Here is a 14,659-nt window from a genome sequence, read left to right on the forward strand (position 1 = left end):
CCCTTATCTTTCAAGAATTCGGTTTATTTTACCTGAGAATCGCGCACCCACCCGCTGGCAGCAAAGATTGTTTGCAAGAGAGAAGCTCTTTCTGCCGGAGTCATGGGGCGGGAGCGGGCGTAATCGACGAATCGAATGGTGAGGATCTCGATGCTTATCAGTCGCCCGTCAAAAAACACGTATCGGTCGATGAATGCCTGATCAGTGCCCTGCTGGCTGTATACCTGGTCAAAAAACAGGTTTCCTAACCCGTAATGCAGGAAGGCGTCGCCTGCAAATTCCATGGCCTGTGGCTGATGAGCCTGGCTTCCGCTGACGATCACCGCTCCGGCCCGGGCAGCGCGCCGAAAATCTTCCTGCAGAGCTGGCCTGGCTTTATATTCGTAATATTCCTGGTGCTGGAAGGTTATGATGGGGAGATAGCCTTTGGCTTTGACGTCAAGAATCGCTGGCTCGAGCCAGTTCCAGTCGCAATGGATAGCCCCTGGAGAGTCTGGCCCGGCGGTGGCATAGGCTTTTTCCTTGGCATTGCATCCCAGAAAGGCGATTCGGTTGCCGTTAACCTCGAAGAGGGCCGGGCGCTGGGCGAGGGATTCATTTTCTCCTCCGCCGTAAACCTGCCATCCGCGCTGGCGGTAGAGTTGCAGGGTGTATAGCATGGCCGGTTTACCCCAGTCCGCAAAGTGATCGCCTGCCAGGTCAATCACATCGGTGCCGATGTCTTCCAATAATTGAATGGTGCGTGGCTGGCTACAAAAGGCCAATCCCTGCCAGTTGTTGGGATTGGGACAATTTTCTGCGAAGGCAACTTCGTTGCTGATATGCAAAATATCTGCCTGCTGGAGCCAGGGAAGGATGTCCCGGGCGGGGTAATCCATTCCAAATTGTCCCATCAGCGCGGCAGTTCCTCTCACCAGGGCTGTCACACCGGTGAGCACCACAGTGGCCATTTTTGAGGTTGGCCGGTTGGTCGGTGGAAGAAGGGGCTGGTCTGAAGCGGCCCCGCAACACCGTTCGAGTTCGCCAATGAGCGCGGAGTCACCCTCAAACCCAAGAGACACAGTGAGGGGATATTGATCGGGGCGAAAGTCTTTGTGCAGTGGGTTCTGCCCGTCGACGGCGATGACTTTCCATCGTGGCTGGAGTTCTTCAAATGGCAGGATGGCCCAGGCTGACTGCTGATCCCAGGCGCTCTGAAGAAGCTCACCTGACGGGATGATTTTGACACCGGGTGAGGGCTTTCCCCAGAGTGCCTCCAGAAGAGTGAGGGTTTCGGGGGAGACAAGCAGGGTAGTGGGGCCACCTTCAGGGATGCTCCCGTCGGTCCAGAGGTCGAGCAGGGACTGGAAAGAGAGTTGATCAGCAACGGTCGGAAAGGGCGCTACCAGGACATAGACCCATTGAGCAAGCGGGTGGAGGGTTGAAACTGTGAGGGTAATTTCAGCATGTTGAGGTGAAGAAGTCAATTCCCAGCCAGGGGGGAGGTGGATGGACTCAAGGATCGAAGGGGGAAGGCCGGGCGAGACCCTCAGGGAATGAGCAGATGGAGAGGGAGTGGACAGTAAGGCAGGTGTTTCAACCAGGGTGGGCTCAGGGGCAGAGGGGGAGATACTGCCTGTGGGGGTTGGGAAGGGTTGGCACCCACCCCAGAGCACGCTCAGAAGGAGGAGGCAGCAGATCATTCGCGCACGAATCATAAGTTGTTGCCCCGAAGACGCGTCCCCGTTTCGAATGGGAAGATTTCAGAGTTCCAGCCCGCCTCGCTCCGTCAGGACGCGGCGCATTTGCTCATCCAGATCGGCGGCCCGTTCTTCAAGCGTTCGAATTTCAGCGATGAAGGCATTTACACTGGCCGGGTCATCCAGATTCTTGCAGTTGATGCGCACATTCAATCCGGCGGCATGGAGGGCTGCGCGTGCCAGTGCTGCTGCGCTTCCAGCATCAGAGATGGCGTTCAGATTGCCTGCTCCGGCAGCTTCCACTGCCAGCCCGAGCACTTCCAGTGCCAGCCGGGCTACTTTGAGAGGCACCAGAATAGCTCCCCTGGTGGCATCCTGAAGGGCCTGATGGCGGGCCTGCTCCTGTTCGGGTGTGTCCTTGGGAAGACGATTAGCGGTCAGATAGGCCTGGAAGGCCGCAGCATCTTCCTCGATGGCAGCCGTCAATTGCTGGCGCAGATTCTCTGCCTGCTCAATCAGGCTCCACATTTGAGTTTCTACGGCAGCGTATTTCTTTTTTCCAACCGTCAATCGGGCGACCATGGCCACCAGGGCAGCGGCAGCCGCTGCGCTAAAGGCCGCCGCCGAACCCCCTCCCGGGGTGGGTGTGGCGCGCGCCAGATCATCCAGAAAACTGCTCTGGCTGGCAGACGAGGGAGGTGGGGTGTCTGCAATTTGCGCCATGCGGTGTTCGAGCACCTGCTCTGGCTCGAATTGATCCAGCTGTAAATACCAGACAGCCGAATCGATCAGGGCTTCCTGAGGGATTAACCCAACCAGCTCACTGTGATGAATGCCTACCCCGTATCGCTCAGCCTCCCGGCGGATCATCTCGACCACCCGGTGCACCGGCGTCTGGCGGAAGTTTGTTAAATTCATGGATACCTGGGCGCGGCCTTCCACGAGGACGCCCATGGCTTTAACAAAGCGTAATCCGCCATTAGAGAACCGCACAGCGCGGGCAATCTTATTTGCAATGGCTACATCACCGGTGGTGAGGTACACATTGAAGGCGATGAGGGGTTGGCGGGCACCGATAACCGTTGCCCCGGCAGGGCCGATGGCCGAGGGGCCATAATCGGGTTTGCGGTCAGGATGGGTTGCGATCTCTTCTTTTAGGGCCTCGTATTCACCCCTGCGGATATCCTCCAGGTTTTTTCGGGAAGGAGATGTAGCCGCTTCTTCGTATAGGTAAACGGGGATGTGGAGCGTTTCTCCCACGCGTTGACCAAGCCGGCGTGCCATTTCAACGCATTCCTGCATGGTAATGTCACGGATAGGCACGAAAGGAACGACATCGGTGGCACCAATACGCGGGTGTTCGCCAGTATGATGATTAAGGTCAATTAATCGGGCTGCCTGTTCAATGGCTCGGAAGGCGGCCTCTTTGATGGCCTGAGGTGGGCCGATCATCGTGATCACCGTGCGGTTATGATCCAGGTCGGAATGACGATCGAGGACGCTGACCTGTGGAACCGAGGTGATAGCCTGAAGGATCGATTCGATGACTTCGGGGCGGCGAGCTTCAGAGAAATTGGGGATACACTCAACGAGTGGGGTAGACATGAGCAGAGCACCTTTCCCTGAGGGGTGATGGGGGTATTATACATCACAACCTGCCAGCTTCCTGAAGGGCAGGAGTTGCCAGAGGTGTTAAAATAGTATCAAGGATGGGTGTACATCCGTTGGAGAGAGGATCTCTCCAGGAAGGATACAGGCCTATGTGTGGGCGTTTTTCTCTGTTCCTGGACGCTGAGACGCTTCAGCGAGAATTCAACCTGACGGCGATACCGGCGGACTACTTTCCCAGATATAACATTGCGCCGGGGGCGTCCCTGCTGGTGGTGACAGATGCTCAGGCACGCCAGGCTGAGTGGATGCGCTGGGGATTGATTCCATCCTGGGCTAAAGATCCCACGATCGGGAATCGGATGATCAATGCCAGGGCAGAGACCCTGTTAGAAAAGCCGGCTTTTCGGAATGCGTTTCGGCGCCGCCGCTGCCTGATCCTGGGGGATGGTTTCTTCGAGTGGAAACGAGCTGATGGAAAAATGGCCACGCCGTATTATTTTCGACTGGCAGATGGCCGACCCTTTGCCTTTGCTGGCCTGTGGGAATCCTGGCGTTCACCGGAGGGGGAAGATGTGCGTACCTGTACGATCATTACCTGTGAACCCAATGCGTTGATTGCTTCGATTCATAACCGCATGCCGGTGATTCTCCCACCGGAGCGATGTTATGCCTGGCTGGAAGATTGGGAGGCTGAGGTGCTTCAGGCTTTCCTTAAACCCCTGGAAGCTGACCGGTTGACTTTCTATGAAGTTTCGAAGGCAGTCAACCACCCTGAAAATGATCAACCGGAGATCATCTTACCGGTGGCGAGGTGACACCTTGAATGGGGGCATGAGATTGTTGATTGATGGGGTATGTCGGTAAAAATTAAAACTTCCCTGCTGACCATGATTACCCTGCTCGTAATGGGAGCAGGGGTGTTTCTCATGTCTCAGGATATTCTACTGGCTCATTTTGCTCAGCTGGAAAGAACGATCCATTACAAGGATGTCAGCCAGATCGTGAAAAGCGTGGATCGGATTTACAGCGAAATAGGAAGCCTGGCGGTAGACTGGGCCTACTGGGATAGCACCGATGCCTACCTGAGAGGGCAAAACCCTGCTTTTCCCGAAGAGAACCTTATGCCCGCGGTTTATTCCAGCCTGGGGATCGATCTTGTAGCTCTGGGGGGGGTTGATGGTAAGGTGTTGTTTGCCGAGCGTTATGATCGCACCTCAGGAAAGGTCAACCAGGCCACAGCAGTGATAGAACCATTGTTCATGCCAGAAACCGCGTTCTGGAAAACCCTCTCTGAAAGTGGTGCAGCGAATAGTTTTGTTCAGATTGACGGGCGATCTTATTTTGTGACTGCGCGTAAGGTCTACCCAACCAGTGCTACAGGAGATTCAGCTGGTTTTCTGGTGTTTGGAAGGGCGTTGGATGAAAACGTGCTGGACACGCTCCGGGTGGAGACCGGAATCGAAACGATATCTTATTACCCGATTTCCAGCCTTCCCGAGGAGTTACGACCGTACCTGTCTCAATTGAAGGAAGATCAATCTCTTTTTCTGGACTCTTCCAGTGAGGACAGTTTGCTGGGAATTGTCCCTCTCAGAGGTCTGGATGGGGAACTGACAGGGCTTCTGGTCAGCCAGATGGCACGAGACGTTTATCGTGAGGGGCAGGTAGCCACGCGTTATTTACTGTATGGTTTGATTTTGATCGGAGCAGTTGCGCTGTTAGCCAATTTGCTCGTATCTAACTATATGCTGTTTCGGCCGCTGGAAATTCTCGCAGGCCGGGTAAGGGAAGCCGGAAACCTTCAGGAGCAGATCCAGGTGCTGGCACAGAATCCGATTGAACTGGAGACGCTCAACGAGCCACTGCAGACCGTTCTCCAGAAGGCACAAGAGGCACATCAGGAGAGCCGTAATCGTCAGGAGCTTTACACCCATCTCTTTGAACAGGCCCGGGAGGGGTTCGCTATTCTGGACGGGCAAGGGCTAACCATTCTTGAGGGAAATGAAGTATTTACCCGAATGCTTGGTTGGAACCGGAGCCAGAGCGAATCTGTCACCCTGATTGACCTTCTTTCTGGAATGGTGAATGAGGAGACCCTGAGCCGCGTTCGCTCAGTAATAGGAAAGGTCGCCGAAGAGAATGCCAGTGAGCAGTCGATCGAGGTGTGGCTTAAAGGCGGAGGGCAGGTCTTTGATGTCAGCTTCAGTCCGATTCAAATTGAGGGGAACCGGTTCTTTTATGTTCTTCTTCGAGATATTCGAGAGAGAAAACAACTCGAGCAGTCTCTGAAGGATCGACTACGAGAAACCACCTTACTCAATCAGATTGTTGCCGTAACCACCTCGAATCTGGAACCGATCACGGTTTTTGCTACAGTTTGCCGGGAACTGGCAGTGAACCTGGGGTTGCCTCAGTCGGCGCTGGCTCTGTTGAATGAGTCGCGCTCGGCGCTGGAAATCGTAGCGGAATATTCTTCGCAAACCATACCATCGATCATCGGGAAAGTGATTTCGCTGAATGATCGCCTGTTTGAACTGGCTACGAGTCATGCAGAACCCTACCAGGTTCATCCCGGGGAAGAAAGTGCCTTTTCGCGCGCTTTTCGTCCGATTCTGGAAAGCCGCGGTACACGTTCGGCGTTGCTGGTTCCGCTTATCGTGCGCGAAGAGGTGATCGGCTGGCTGGGGCTGGAAGACCGTAGAGAGAGGGTTTTCTCGCCGGAAGAAATACGTCTTGCTCAGAGTATGGCCCTTGCAGCCAGCCGGGCGTTTGAAGTGACCTCACTTTATCACGATTTGCAAAGAGAGCTTGAGAAACGCCAGCAAGCCGAGGAAGACCTTGACCGACGGAAACGGTATCTTGAGGCTCTGGTGCAGGTTCTCTTTGATCTGTTGAGTCTGGAAAACAGCGCGGGTCTGTATGATATTGTGCTGCCGATGCTTGGCGAAACAACCCGGGCTGACCGGGTCAGTGTGTTTGAACTATTCCAAAGCGCGGATCGAGGTCCTTATTTCCGGCGAATGGGAGGCTGGGTATCTGGCGCATCTGGTGATCATCTTTCTTTCACGCCGCAGGAAAATTTGCTTCTTTCGGGCGAATTAATGGATATTCTGCCAGAATTGGAAAAAGGGCAACCTGTTGCCAGGCTCACTGAGGATTTACCTCCCGCGTTGAAGGAGCGCCTGGAAGCGCATGGGTTCAGATCGGCTTTCATTCTGCCCATGTTTTTCAAAGACCAGCTTGGGGGGATCATACTGTTTGATTCCTTTGAGGAAAAAATAACCGGAGATGCTCTGGAAGTGGCGCTTCTTCAGGTTGCCGTTGCCTCCATGGCAATGACTCGGGAGCGGATTCAGGTCAATGAAGCCATGCGAGCGAGTGAAGGGCATTACCGCCTGGTGGTTGAAAATGCCCGGGATGTAATCTTCCAGATTGATCTGACCGGGCGTTTCACCTTCTTGAACCCGGCGTGGGAGACAGTAACCGGTTTGAAGGTAGAAGATGCCATTGGGCTGCCGTTCTGGAAGGTTGTACCCGAGGGAATGCTTCGGGAACTGGGGGCCGGGTTCCGCATTTTAAGGGAGAAAGTAACGGACCGATATCACCAGACAATCACCATCTCCAATATTTATGGGAAAACCGTCTGGCTGGACATGCATATCCGGCTGGTGCCCGATGTGAGCGGCGAGGGTGAAATGATCGCCGGTACGATGGTGGATATCACATCCTACAAACGCATGGAGTACATCCTGCGGCGAAACGAAGAGGCATTGCGTTCGCTTTATGACATCACTTCCTCCCTCTCGTTGTCCATGGAAAATAAATTAGACCATCTATTAAGGCTGGGAACGCAGACTTTTGACATGGAACGAGGGTATCTTGGGCAGGTTCAGGGGGATGTGGTCTTTTTAAGAAATGTTTATCCGCCCGATGATGAGGCAATTAAGCAGAGGGTTGATATTCAGCGTACTTTTGCCCGTGAAACCTTACGCGCCAATGAACCTGTTGGCATCGAGAATGTGGCATCTTCTGACTGGGCAGACCACGAGGCATTTGTATCCAACCGGATTCAATCGTTTATTGGCACACCCGTTCTGGTTGGAAAAGAACTTTATGGGGTGATTGCCTTCTACAGTAGCCAGCCGCGGCAGGGTTCCTTCTCGCTGGCAGATAAAGAGTTCATCCGGTTAATGGCTCAATGGATCGGCTCTGAATTTGAGCGCGAGAGGTACACCGCTCAATTGAGAGCCTATAACGAAGAAATTGCACAGAAGAGCTTGGAACTGGCCGAAGCCCGAGACCAGGCCCTGGAGGCATCGCGCTTAAAATCAGAATTCCTGGCGACGATGAGCCATGAGATCCGCACACCCCTGAATGCCGTCATTGGGATGGCAGAGTTATTGATGGAAACCCATCTGGACGACGAACAGAGTGATTTTGTACGTATCATTCGCGATTCGGGCCGTGGATTGCTGGGAATTATTAATGATATTCTGGATTTTTCCAAAATTGAAGCTGGCCGGATGAGCCTGGAAATGGTTCCTTTTGAGCTCCTTCCACTGGTGGAAGGTGTGCTGGAAATGTTTGCGCAGGCGGCGCAAGAAAAGAAAATCGGGCTGATGGGATACGTTTCGCCAGAGATTCCATCCATATTAATAGGAGATCCGCTCCGGTTGCGCCAGATTTTAACCAACCTGGTCAGTAACGGGGTTAAGTTCACCGAGAATGGTGAAGTGGTAGTGCGGGTTGACCTGGTCAGCCGGGAAGATGGGCACGTCCGTTTACGGTTTAAAGTAAGTGATACAGGGATTGGTCTTTCAGAAGTCGCTCGAAGAAGGCTATTTACTCCCTTTACTCAGGCAGATGGGAGCACAACCCGGAAATATGGCGGAACCGGCCTGGGATTGGTGATCTCAAAGCGCCTGGTGGAATTAATGGGGGGAGAAATCGATGTAAAAAGTGTTGAAGGGGTCGGTTCGGTTTTTCAGTTTACGATTGGGTTGCACACCTCATCCGAGCCGACTACACCCTCCCGGCAATATCAAGCTGGAATGAGAGGGGTGCATTGCCTGATACTTTCTGAGGATCCTGCCTTACGACGAATTCTGTGTGCATTTCTCCGTTCCCAGGGAATAGGAAGGATCGTTGAGATCTGGGATAATCTGACTCTGGAAAAAACCTTACAAATTGAGGGTGATGGCCACGAAGGCTCTCATTTCTTGATCTGTGATCTCGACTCTGAAAATCTTCATCTCGAAGAGCCAATTTTGACTTTTCGGCGGCAAGCCCCTCAAAACCGGGTCTTTATCCTCTACCTGGCGGGGTTCTCGAAGCGCGATCAGGCAGAGCGTCTGGCAGCTTACCCGGGTGCGGCTTATTTACTCAAACCCATCAAACAATCAGCTTTTACCGGGCTTCTGGTAGAGGTATTTGGCGAGGGCCAAGGCCAGAAACCTGCCGTACCTCAGCCCGTTGAAAAGGAAGTTCGGGCAGAAGTGGCTTCTGTTGAATCTACAGTAATACAGATTGGCGAGGGGGTGATCTTGCTTGCAGAAGACAATCCGGCCAATCAACGCCTGGCTACGGTGCAGTTAAAGAGGTTGGGATACGAGGTGGATCTGGTCACCAACGGAGCGCAGGCCCTGGAAGCGTATGAGCTGTATCCGGATCGATACGCTGTTATTCTGATGGACTGCCAGATGCCAGTGATGGATGGTTTTGAGGCCACGCGGCGGATTCGGGTTTTAGAGGAGGCCACTCACCGACATATTCCCATTGTGGCTATGACGGCCAATGCCATGCAGGGCGACCGCGAGGCATGTTTGGCGGCTGGAATGGATGATTACATCAGTAAGCCAGTGTCACTGGATAGCCTCCGTAATATTCTGAGCCAATTATGCGAAGCAGTGTCAACAAAAACCGGGAATTTGCCAGGTTTGCAAAGCGAGAAAACTGTTTCCTACAATCCGATTGATCCAAGTGTGATCCAGGGGTTGCGTGAATTGCAGGAGGAGGACGAACCTGATTTTCTCACCGAGCTGATTGATATCTATCTTGAGGATGCGGCGGTGCTTGTCTCGGAAATTGAGGAAAAAACCCGGAGCGGTGATCTGGGTGGGGTTCGACAGGCCGCGCATACCCTCAAGGGCAGCAGTGGAAATCTGGGAGCGCTGGTACTCTCAAAAATTTGTTACGAAATGGAGCTTTGTGCAAAGAATGGTGATCTCGCCGGAGCGCAGAAGGTGCTGCCGCGCCTGGTGGAGGAATTCGAAATGGTGACCACTCAGCTGCGTAAGGAGAGGAAGATATAATTTTATCCTTCGGATTGCTTGACCAGAGAGGAAGGGTCTGGTAGAATCACGCTCGTTGCCCCCATCGTCTAGGGGACCAGGACGCAGCCCTTTCAAGGCTAAAACGGGGGTTCGAATCCCCCTGGGGGCACAGGAGGAAAGCCGCTCGAATGGGCGGCTTTTGGGTTTAAAACGGTGGTCCCCAGGGAGGGGATGCTATTCGAATCCCCCTGGGGGCGCAGGAGGAAAGCCGCTCGAATGGGCGGCTTTTGGGGTTAAAAGGTCTGTAAGTGGGATGTATCAGCTCTTGATCGGTGCTGTATAATGAAATAGGGGGTCATCCTCTCTTCAAAAAGGAGGTGGATATGTACGTGACAATCTTGCAAGGACAGGTTGCCCAGGAAAATTGGGGTGAATTGCAACGCCAGTATGAGATTGCCTGCAAAGCAACTCCCGAAGGGCTGTTACAAACTTTCCTGGTGCAGGACGACGAGCAGAAAACGCACTGGCAGATCATCACCTTCTGGAAGAATGAGGAGGCATATCATAAGGCCCACGAGGAAAAGAAAACCGAAACCTGCGTTTTACTGTTTTGCAATGCTGGCACAGTCCCGGAACGTCGGCATTTCCACGTACGCCGGGGCCATCAGCGGGTATAACTCGTTGCCAGCCGCCAGGCTTTTCATGGGCGTTCTATGGATTCTTAAAAGAGGAATCGCTATTTTGCCAATATAACCGGGTACCAGGTTGTTTTTCTAACTTAGGTTACTTTCACAGGATGGGTGAGGATTGCCCATCCGAAGAAAACTGGTGAACCATCCCTTTGTGCAAGTCATCAATAGGTCTGTTTTTTACTCCCCAGACACAAATCCGATTTGTCAATCGCATTTGTGACGAATTGCCCCAATAACACAGATACCCTACACGTGACAAAGAGCCATTTCATGTGTATAAGCGTTAAGGTTATTCTTTGCCCCACAGGCATGGAGAGTCAACATGATTAATTTTCTGATTGCAGTGGGTATTCTGACCTGTGCCCTGCTGGCAATTAGAGAGAACCGGCTGCTCATTTCGGCATTATGGCTTGCCCTGACGAGTGCGCTGGTTGCCTTTCTGATGTACCAGCTTGGCGCGGCTGAGGTTGGTGCAGTGGAATTGAGTGTGGGAGCAGGACTGGTTACAGTCCTCTTCGTCTTTGCCATTAATATCACCGGCGGTGATGAAATCGAAGGGCGGATTCCCATCCCACGGCCGGCGGCCTGGATTGTGGTGGTGGTTACCCTTTTACTCTTGTCCTGGATGATCCTTCCCTCCCTTCAACTGGAACGATATTTTCATACACTCGCCCGGCAAGTTGAAATTGCCGGGTTGTTTCGTTCCATCCTGTGGGGAGACCGCCAGGTTGATATTCTCCTGCAGATTGTGTTGATCTTTGCCGGGGTACTGGCGGTGCTGGGTTTGATCGGCGACATCCATGAAAAGGAGAAGGAGAAGGGAAAATGACCTTCCATCTATTAAATATTGCGATTGTGGTAGTACTTTCTTTGATCGGGATTGGGCTTTATGGCCTGATGATTGCCCGGAACCTGATCAAAGTGGTGGTAGGCCTGCAAATTGCCACCAAGGGGGCCATTTTGGCCTTTGTGCTTGCTGGAAGACTTGCTTCTCAGGTAGATGTGGGTCAAAGCCTGGCATTGACTGTGATTGTTGCCGACACTATTGTTGCGGTGGTGGCACTGGCGCTGGCCGTTCAGGTACGGCAAAAATTTGGCACGCTCAATATTGAAGCCCTGAAAACATTGCGGAGGTAACGCATGGTTTCTAACCTGATTCTTCTCGTGATCGGGCTTCCATGGATCGGGGCACTCTTTGTCTGGTGGGTAGGCGATCATCAGCCACGCTGGCAACATTATCTGGCGATCGGGTTTTCGGTGGCAGCTGGAATCGCCGCCCTGGCGTTGCTCCCGCTCTATTCGTCTCAACCCGGATTAATCCTCTCCGTCGGTGGAGTGTTTGGTGATTTCTCTTTTGTCCCCGATGGCCTTGGGGTCATGCTGGCGGCCATCGCGACCGTGATCGGAAGTCTTGCAGTTATTTTTTCGAAAGATTACATGCACGGTGAAGCGCAGCTTGGCCGTTATTATGCGCTGGTATTATTTTTTATTGGTTCGATGGCCGGGCTGGTTCTCACCAGCAATCTTTTCCTCATGTTCCTGTTCTGGGAAATTACAGCTCTTTGCTCTTATGCGCTCATTTCGTTTTACAATGATGACCCGAAAGCTGTGGCTGGCGGAATTAAAGCGCTGGTAATTACCCAACTGGGCGGGATTGGCCTGCTGGTGGCCGCTGTACTGGCATACAGTTACCTGGGTAGTTTTGACCTTTCTGTATTATTAAAAGATGCCAACCGATTACCGGCAAATGTGCTGGGAATTTTAGCCTTTGGTAGCCTGATCGCCGCGGCGGCAAAAAGCGCCCAGTTCCCTTTTCAGACCTGGTTGCCCGACGCGATGGAAGCCCCGACGCCAGTGAGCGCATTGATCCATGCGGCAACGATGGTGAATGCCGGGGTCTACCTGCTGGCGCGTCTTTATCCGGCCTTTGAGAGTGTTCCCTTCTGGCGTGATGCGGTCATGCTGGTTGGGGTTCTATCGGCGTTGATGGCGGCCTTGATGGCCCTGGTGGCTACCGACCTCAAGCGAGTGCTGGCCTATTCCACCGTGAGTCAGCTGGGATATATGGTGTATGCGGTGGGGGCCGGTGGTGTGCTTGCCAGCCAGTTTCATCTTCTAAGCCATGCTATCTTCAAGGCTCTTCTCTTCCTGGGGGCAGGGGCGGTTATCCACAGCGTGGGGACACGCGATTTGCGTCAAATGGGTGGATTGAAAAAACAACTGCCTTTTGTCTGGCTGGTGTTTGGGGTGGGGGCTCTGGCTCTGGCCGGTTTGCCGGTTCTCAACGGGTTCTGGAGTAAAGAACTGATCCTGGAGGCAGGGTTGAACGGAGGGCCGCAGTGGATGTTCGGGGTGATGGTGTTCAGCGCAGGTCTAACCGCCCTGTATACTTTTCGGTGCGTATGGCTGGTGTTCTATGGTGAGCCGCGCAGTCATCTCCATGCGCATGATGCCGGGACGGCGATGAAGGCGGCACTGGCTCCTCTGGCTGTAGGAGCCCTGCTTTCCTGGCTTCTGGTGGGTGGGTTGAGTGAAATGCTGGCAGTTACCTTGCCCTACCACGAGATTCATTCCCTCACTATTGGTGAAATGGCGCTGGAAATATTCACTGCACCGGCTACCTGGATAGCCCTGGGGGTGATTGCTCTGGGGCTGGCAGCCTGGTGGTGGCGGAGCCGGTTACAGTTGTTCACCGAGGCACTCCAGGGGGTTGGCCGTGCGGCTGAACAAAGCTTTGGTTTTGAGGCGATCAATCGTGCGGTACTCGCCCTGACCGCTCAGGCAGCTGAAGATTTGCGTGGGCTGCAAACAGGCCTGTTAAATTGGAACATCCTGGCAATTGTTACCGCTCTGGCGGTGGTGATTGCTCTACTAGCACTGGGAGCATAAACACATGGAAGCAAAAACAGCCTTAACTCTGCTTTTGGCTTTACCGCTAATCGCTTCGCCTGTGATTTACATCCTGGGCCGGGTAGAGTACCGATTCCTGTACAGGCGGATTGTGGCAGCCCGCTGGCTTTGCTTGCTGGTTTTGGGGGTAACCTGGTTTCCTCTGTTGCAATTACGGGTGCCAGTTCTCGAGGAAGGTGCGGTTCTGTGGCCCATAGGACGAATTGTTTTACAACTGGATGGACTGGGCTTTTTCCTGGCGGTTACTGTTCTTGGCCTGGCGACCCTGGTAACCATTTTCTCTTTCCAGTATGTGAAGGGTGAACCTGACGAAGAAAAGTATTATGCACTGCTGTTGGCGATGACAGCTTCGATGATTGGCCTGGGGTGCACACGCGATCTTTTCAACCTTTGGGTCTGGTTCGAAGCTATGGCTATTACAAGCTATCTGCTGGTCGCCTTCCATCATGAACAGAAAAGCTCGCTTGAGGCGGCAGTCAAATACCTGGTACAGTCGGCTGTTGGTTCGTTACTGGTGCTCCTGGGTATTGCCCTGGTCTTTATGCTGACATCTACCCTGGATCTGGAGTCGATTCGCCCGTTGATGGCCAATTCGGGAGCTGTTGGGCTGGCGGCCGGTGGACTGGTCATTGTTGGTTTTGGAGTAAAAACCGCCATGGTGCCCATGCACACCTGGTTGCCTGATGCTCACTCCCAGGCGCCAAGTGGAATCAGCGCCATGCTCTCTGGAGTCGTGATCGAGTGTGGGCTGGTGGCAATGCTTCGGGCCCTGGGTGGCCTTGCCGAAGCCAGCCTGGCCTGGGGAGCGTTATTGCTCTTTTTTGCGGCGCTCAACATGCTGGTTGGCAACCTGATGGCCCTGCGGCAGACCGAGGTCAAGCGGATGCTGGCCTATTCCAGTGTGGCGCAGGTAGGGTATATGTTGTTCGGTTTCGGGGTGGCCATTTCTTATGGCGTGTCCGACGGTGCCGCGGGCGGGTTCTTTCATCTATTCAACCACGCGATGATGAAAGGACTGGCCTTTCTGGCTGCGGGGGCCTTGCTTTATGCGCTGCATCTTTCTCAAGGCAGGCACCAACCGCTGGTGCTGGATGATCTGAATGGCGCCGCCCGGCGTTACCCGATCACTGCGTTTGCGCTGAGTGTTGCACTGCTTGGCTTGGGTGGGTTGCCGCCACTGGCAGGCTTCATGTCTAAATGGCAGATTTTTGTCTCCGGGGCTGAGGTGCGCAGTACCCCGCTGCTCTGGCTGGTGATTTTTGCCGGGTTGAACAGCGTGCTCTCGCTTGGATATTACGCTCCGCTGGTTAATCGTCTCTACCGGCGCGAGCCATCCTCAGTGGTGCTTCAGGGGCGCCCCATTGCCATTTTGATGGGGGTGCCTCTGCTGTTGATGAGCCTTGGAAGTGTGGCTGTAGGAGTCTGGCCAAAGTTACTGTCCTGGGTTACCTACCCGGCGGCGCTGGCATTGTTGCGTTCATTTGGCTTTCATTAG

The 14,659-nt window shown here is 53.6% G+C and carries 9 protein-coding genes and 1 tRNA gene; 8 read left to right on the forward strand and 2 right to left on the reverse strand.

What is annotated here, in order from left to right; genetic code table 11:
* Positions 1-23 precede the first annotated feature (23 nt).
* Positions 24-1,682 carry a CapA family protein gene (locus tag ATHL_RS04085; RefSeq protein WP_062190061.1) on the reverse strand — a complete coding sequence of 553 codons (1,659 nt, stop codon included), beginning with the start codon at positions 1,680-1,682 and terminating at the stop codon, positions 24-26.
* A 60-nt stretch (positions 1,683-1,742) separates the two neighbouring features.
* A complete protein-coding gene (ftcD, locus tag ATHL_RS04090) occupies positions 1,743-3,284 on the reverse strand; it encodes a glutamate formimidoyltransferase (protein ID WP_084001163.1) in 1,542 nt (513 codons plus the stop codon).
* A gap of 155 nt (positions 3,285-3,439) precedes the next feature.
* Here ftcD and ATHL_RS04095 point away from each other — a divergent pair, with 155 nt between their 5' ends.
* From ATHL_RS04095 to ATHL_RS04130, 8 genes are all read left to right on the forward strand, one after another.
* Positions 3,440-4,105 (forward strand): SOS response-associated peptidase, encoded by a 666-nt coding sequence (locus tag ATHL_RS04095; RefSeq protein WP_062190063.1) that lies wholly within the window; start codon positions 3,440-3,442, stop codon positions 4,103-4,105.
* A gap of 39 nt (positions 4,106-4,144) precedes the next feature.
* Entirely contained in the window at positions 4,145-9,601 is a 5,457-nt protein-coding gene (locus ATHL_RS04100; RefSeq protein WP_062190065.1) for a PAS domain S-box protein, read from the forward strand.
* Between the two features lie 57 nt (positions 9,602-9,658).
* Positions 9,659-9,731, forward strand: a tRNA-Glu gene (locus ATHL_RS04105).
* A gap of 214 nt (positions 9,732-9,945) precedes the next feature.
* A complete protein-coding gene (locus tag ATHL_RS04110; protein ID WP_062190067.1) occupies positions 9,946-10,239 on the forward strand; it encodes an antibiotic biosynthesis monooxygenase in 294 nt (97 codons plus the stop codon).
* A gap of 337 nt (positions 10,240-10,576) precedes the next feature.
* Positions 10,577-11,083, forward strand: coding sequence for a Na(+)/H(+) antiporter subunit B (locus ATHL_RS04115; protein ID WP_062190069.1), 507 nt, complete (start codon positions 10,577-10,579; stop codon positions 11,081-11,083).
* Positions 11,080-11,391 (forward strand): NADH-quinone oxidoreductase subunit NuoK, encoded by a 312-nt coding sequence (locus ATHL_RS04120; protein WP_062190071.1) that lies wholly within the window; start codon positions 11,080-11,082, stop codon positions 11,389-11,391. The genes ATHL_RS04115 and ATHL_RS04120 overlap by 4 nt, the downstream gene beginning before the upstream one ends.
* Before the next feature lie 3 nt (positions 11,392-11,394).
* A complete protein-coding gene (locus ATHL_RS04125) occupies positions 11,395-13,143 on the forward strand; it encodes an NADH-quinone oxidoreductase subunit 5 family protein (RefSeq protein WP_062190073.1) in 1,749 nt (582 codons plus the stop codon).
* 4 nt (positions 13,144-13,147) lie between these two features.
* On the forward strand, positions 13,148-14,659 hold the full coding sequence (locus ATHL_RS04130) for a complex I subunit 5 family protein (protein WP_062190075.1): 1,512 nt from the start codon (positions 13,148-13,150) through the stop codon (positions 14,657-14,659).

Source organism: Anaerolinea thermolimosa (assembly GCF_001050195.2).
GTDB classification, from domain to species: Bacteria; Chloroflexota; Anaerolineae; order Anaerolineales; family Anaerolineaceae; genus Anaerolinea; species Anaerolinea thermolimosa.

Excerpts from the sequence above, each read along its gene's own strand:
- ATHL_RS04085 (WP_062190061.1), bottom strand. The coding sequence starts at position 1,682 with ATGATCTGCTGCCTCCTCCTTCTGAGCGTGCTCTGGGGTGGGTGCCAA.
- ftcD (WP_084001163.1), bottom strand. The coding sequence starts at position 3,284 with ATGTCTACCCCACTCGTTGAGTGTATCCCCAATTTCTCTGAAGCTCGC.
- ATHL_RS04095 (WP_062190063.1), top strand. The coding sequence starts at position 3,440 with ATGTGTGGGCGTTTTTCTCTGTTCCTGGACGCTGAGACGCTTCAGCGA.
- ATHL_RS04100 (WP_062190065.1), top strand. The coding sequence starts at position 4,145 with ATGTCGGTAAAAATTAAAACTTCCCTGCTGACCATGATTACCCTGCTC.
- ATHL_RS04110 (WP_062190067.1), top strand. The coding sequence starts at position 9,946 with ATGTACGTGACAATCTTGCAAGGACAGGTTGCCCAGGAAAATTGGGGT.
- ATHL_RS04115 (WP_062190069.1), top strand. The coding sequence starts at position 10,577 with ATGATTAATTTTCTGATTGCAGTGGGTATTCTGACCTGTGCCCTGCTG.
- ATHL_RS04120 (WP_062190071.1), top strand. The coding sequence starts at position 11,080 with ATGACCTTCCATCTATTAAATATTGCGATTGTGGTAGTACTTTCTTTG.
- ATHL_RS04125 (WP_062190073.1), top strand. The coding sequence starts at position 11,395 with ATGGTTTCTAACCTGATTCTTCTCGTGATCGGGCTTCCATGGATCGGG.
- ATHL_RS04130 (WP_062190075.1), top strand. The coding sequence starts at position 13,148 with ATGGAAGCAAAAACAGCCTTAACTCTGCTTTTGGCTTTACCGCTAATC.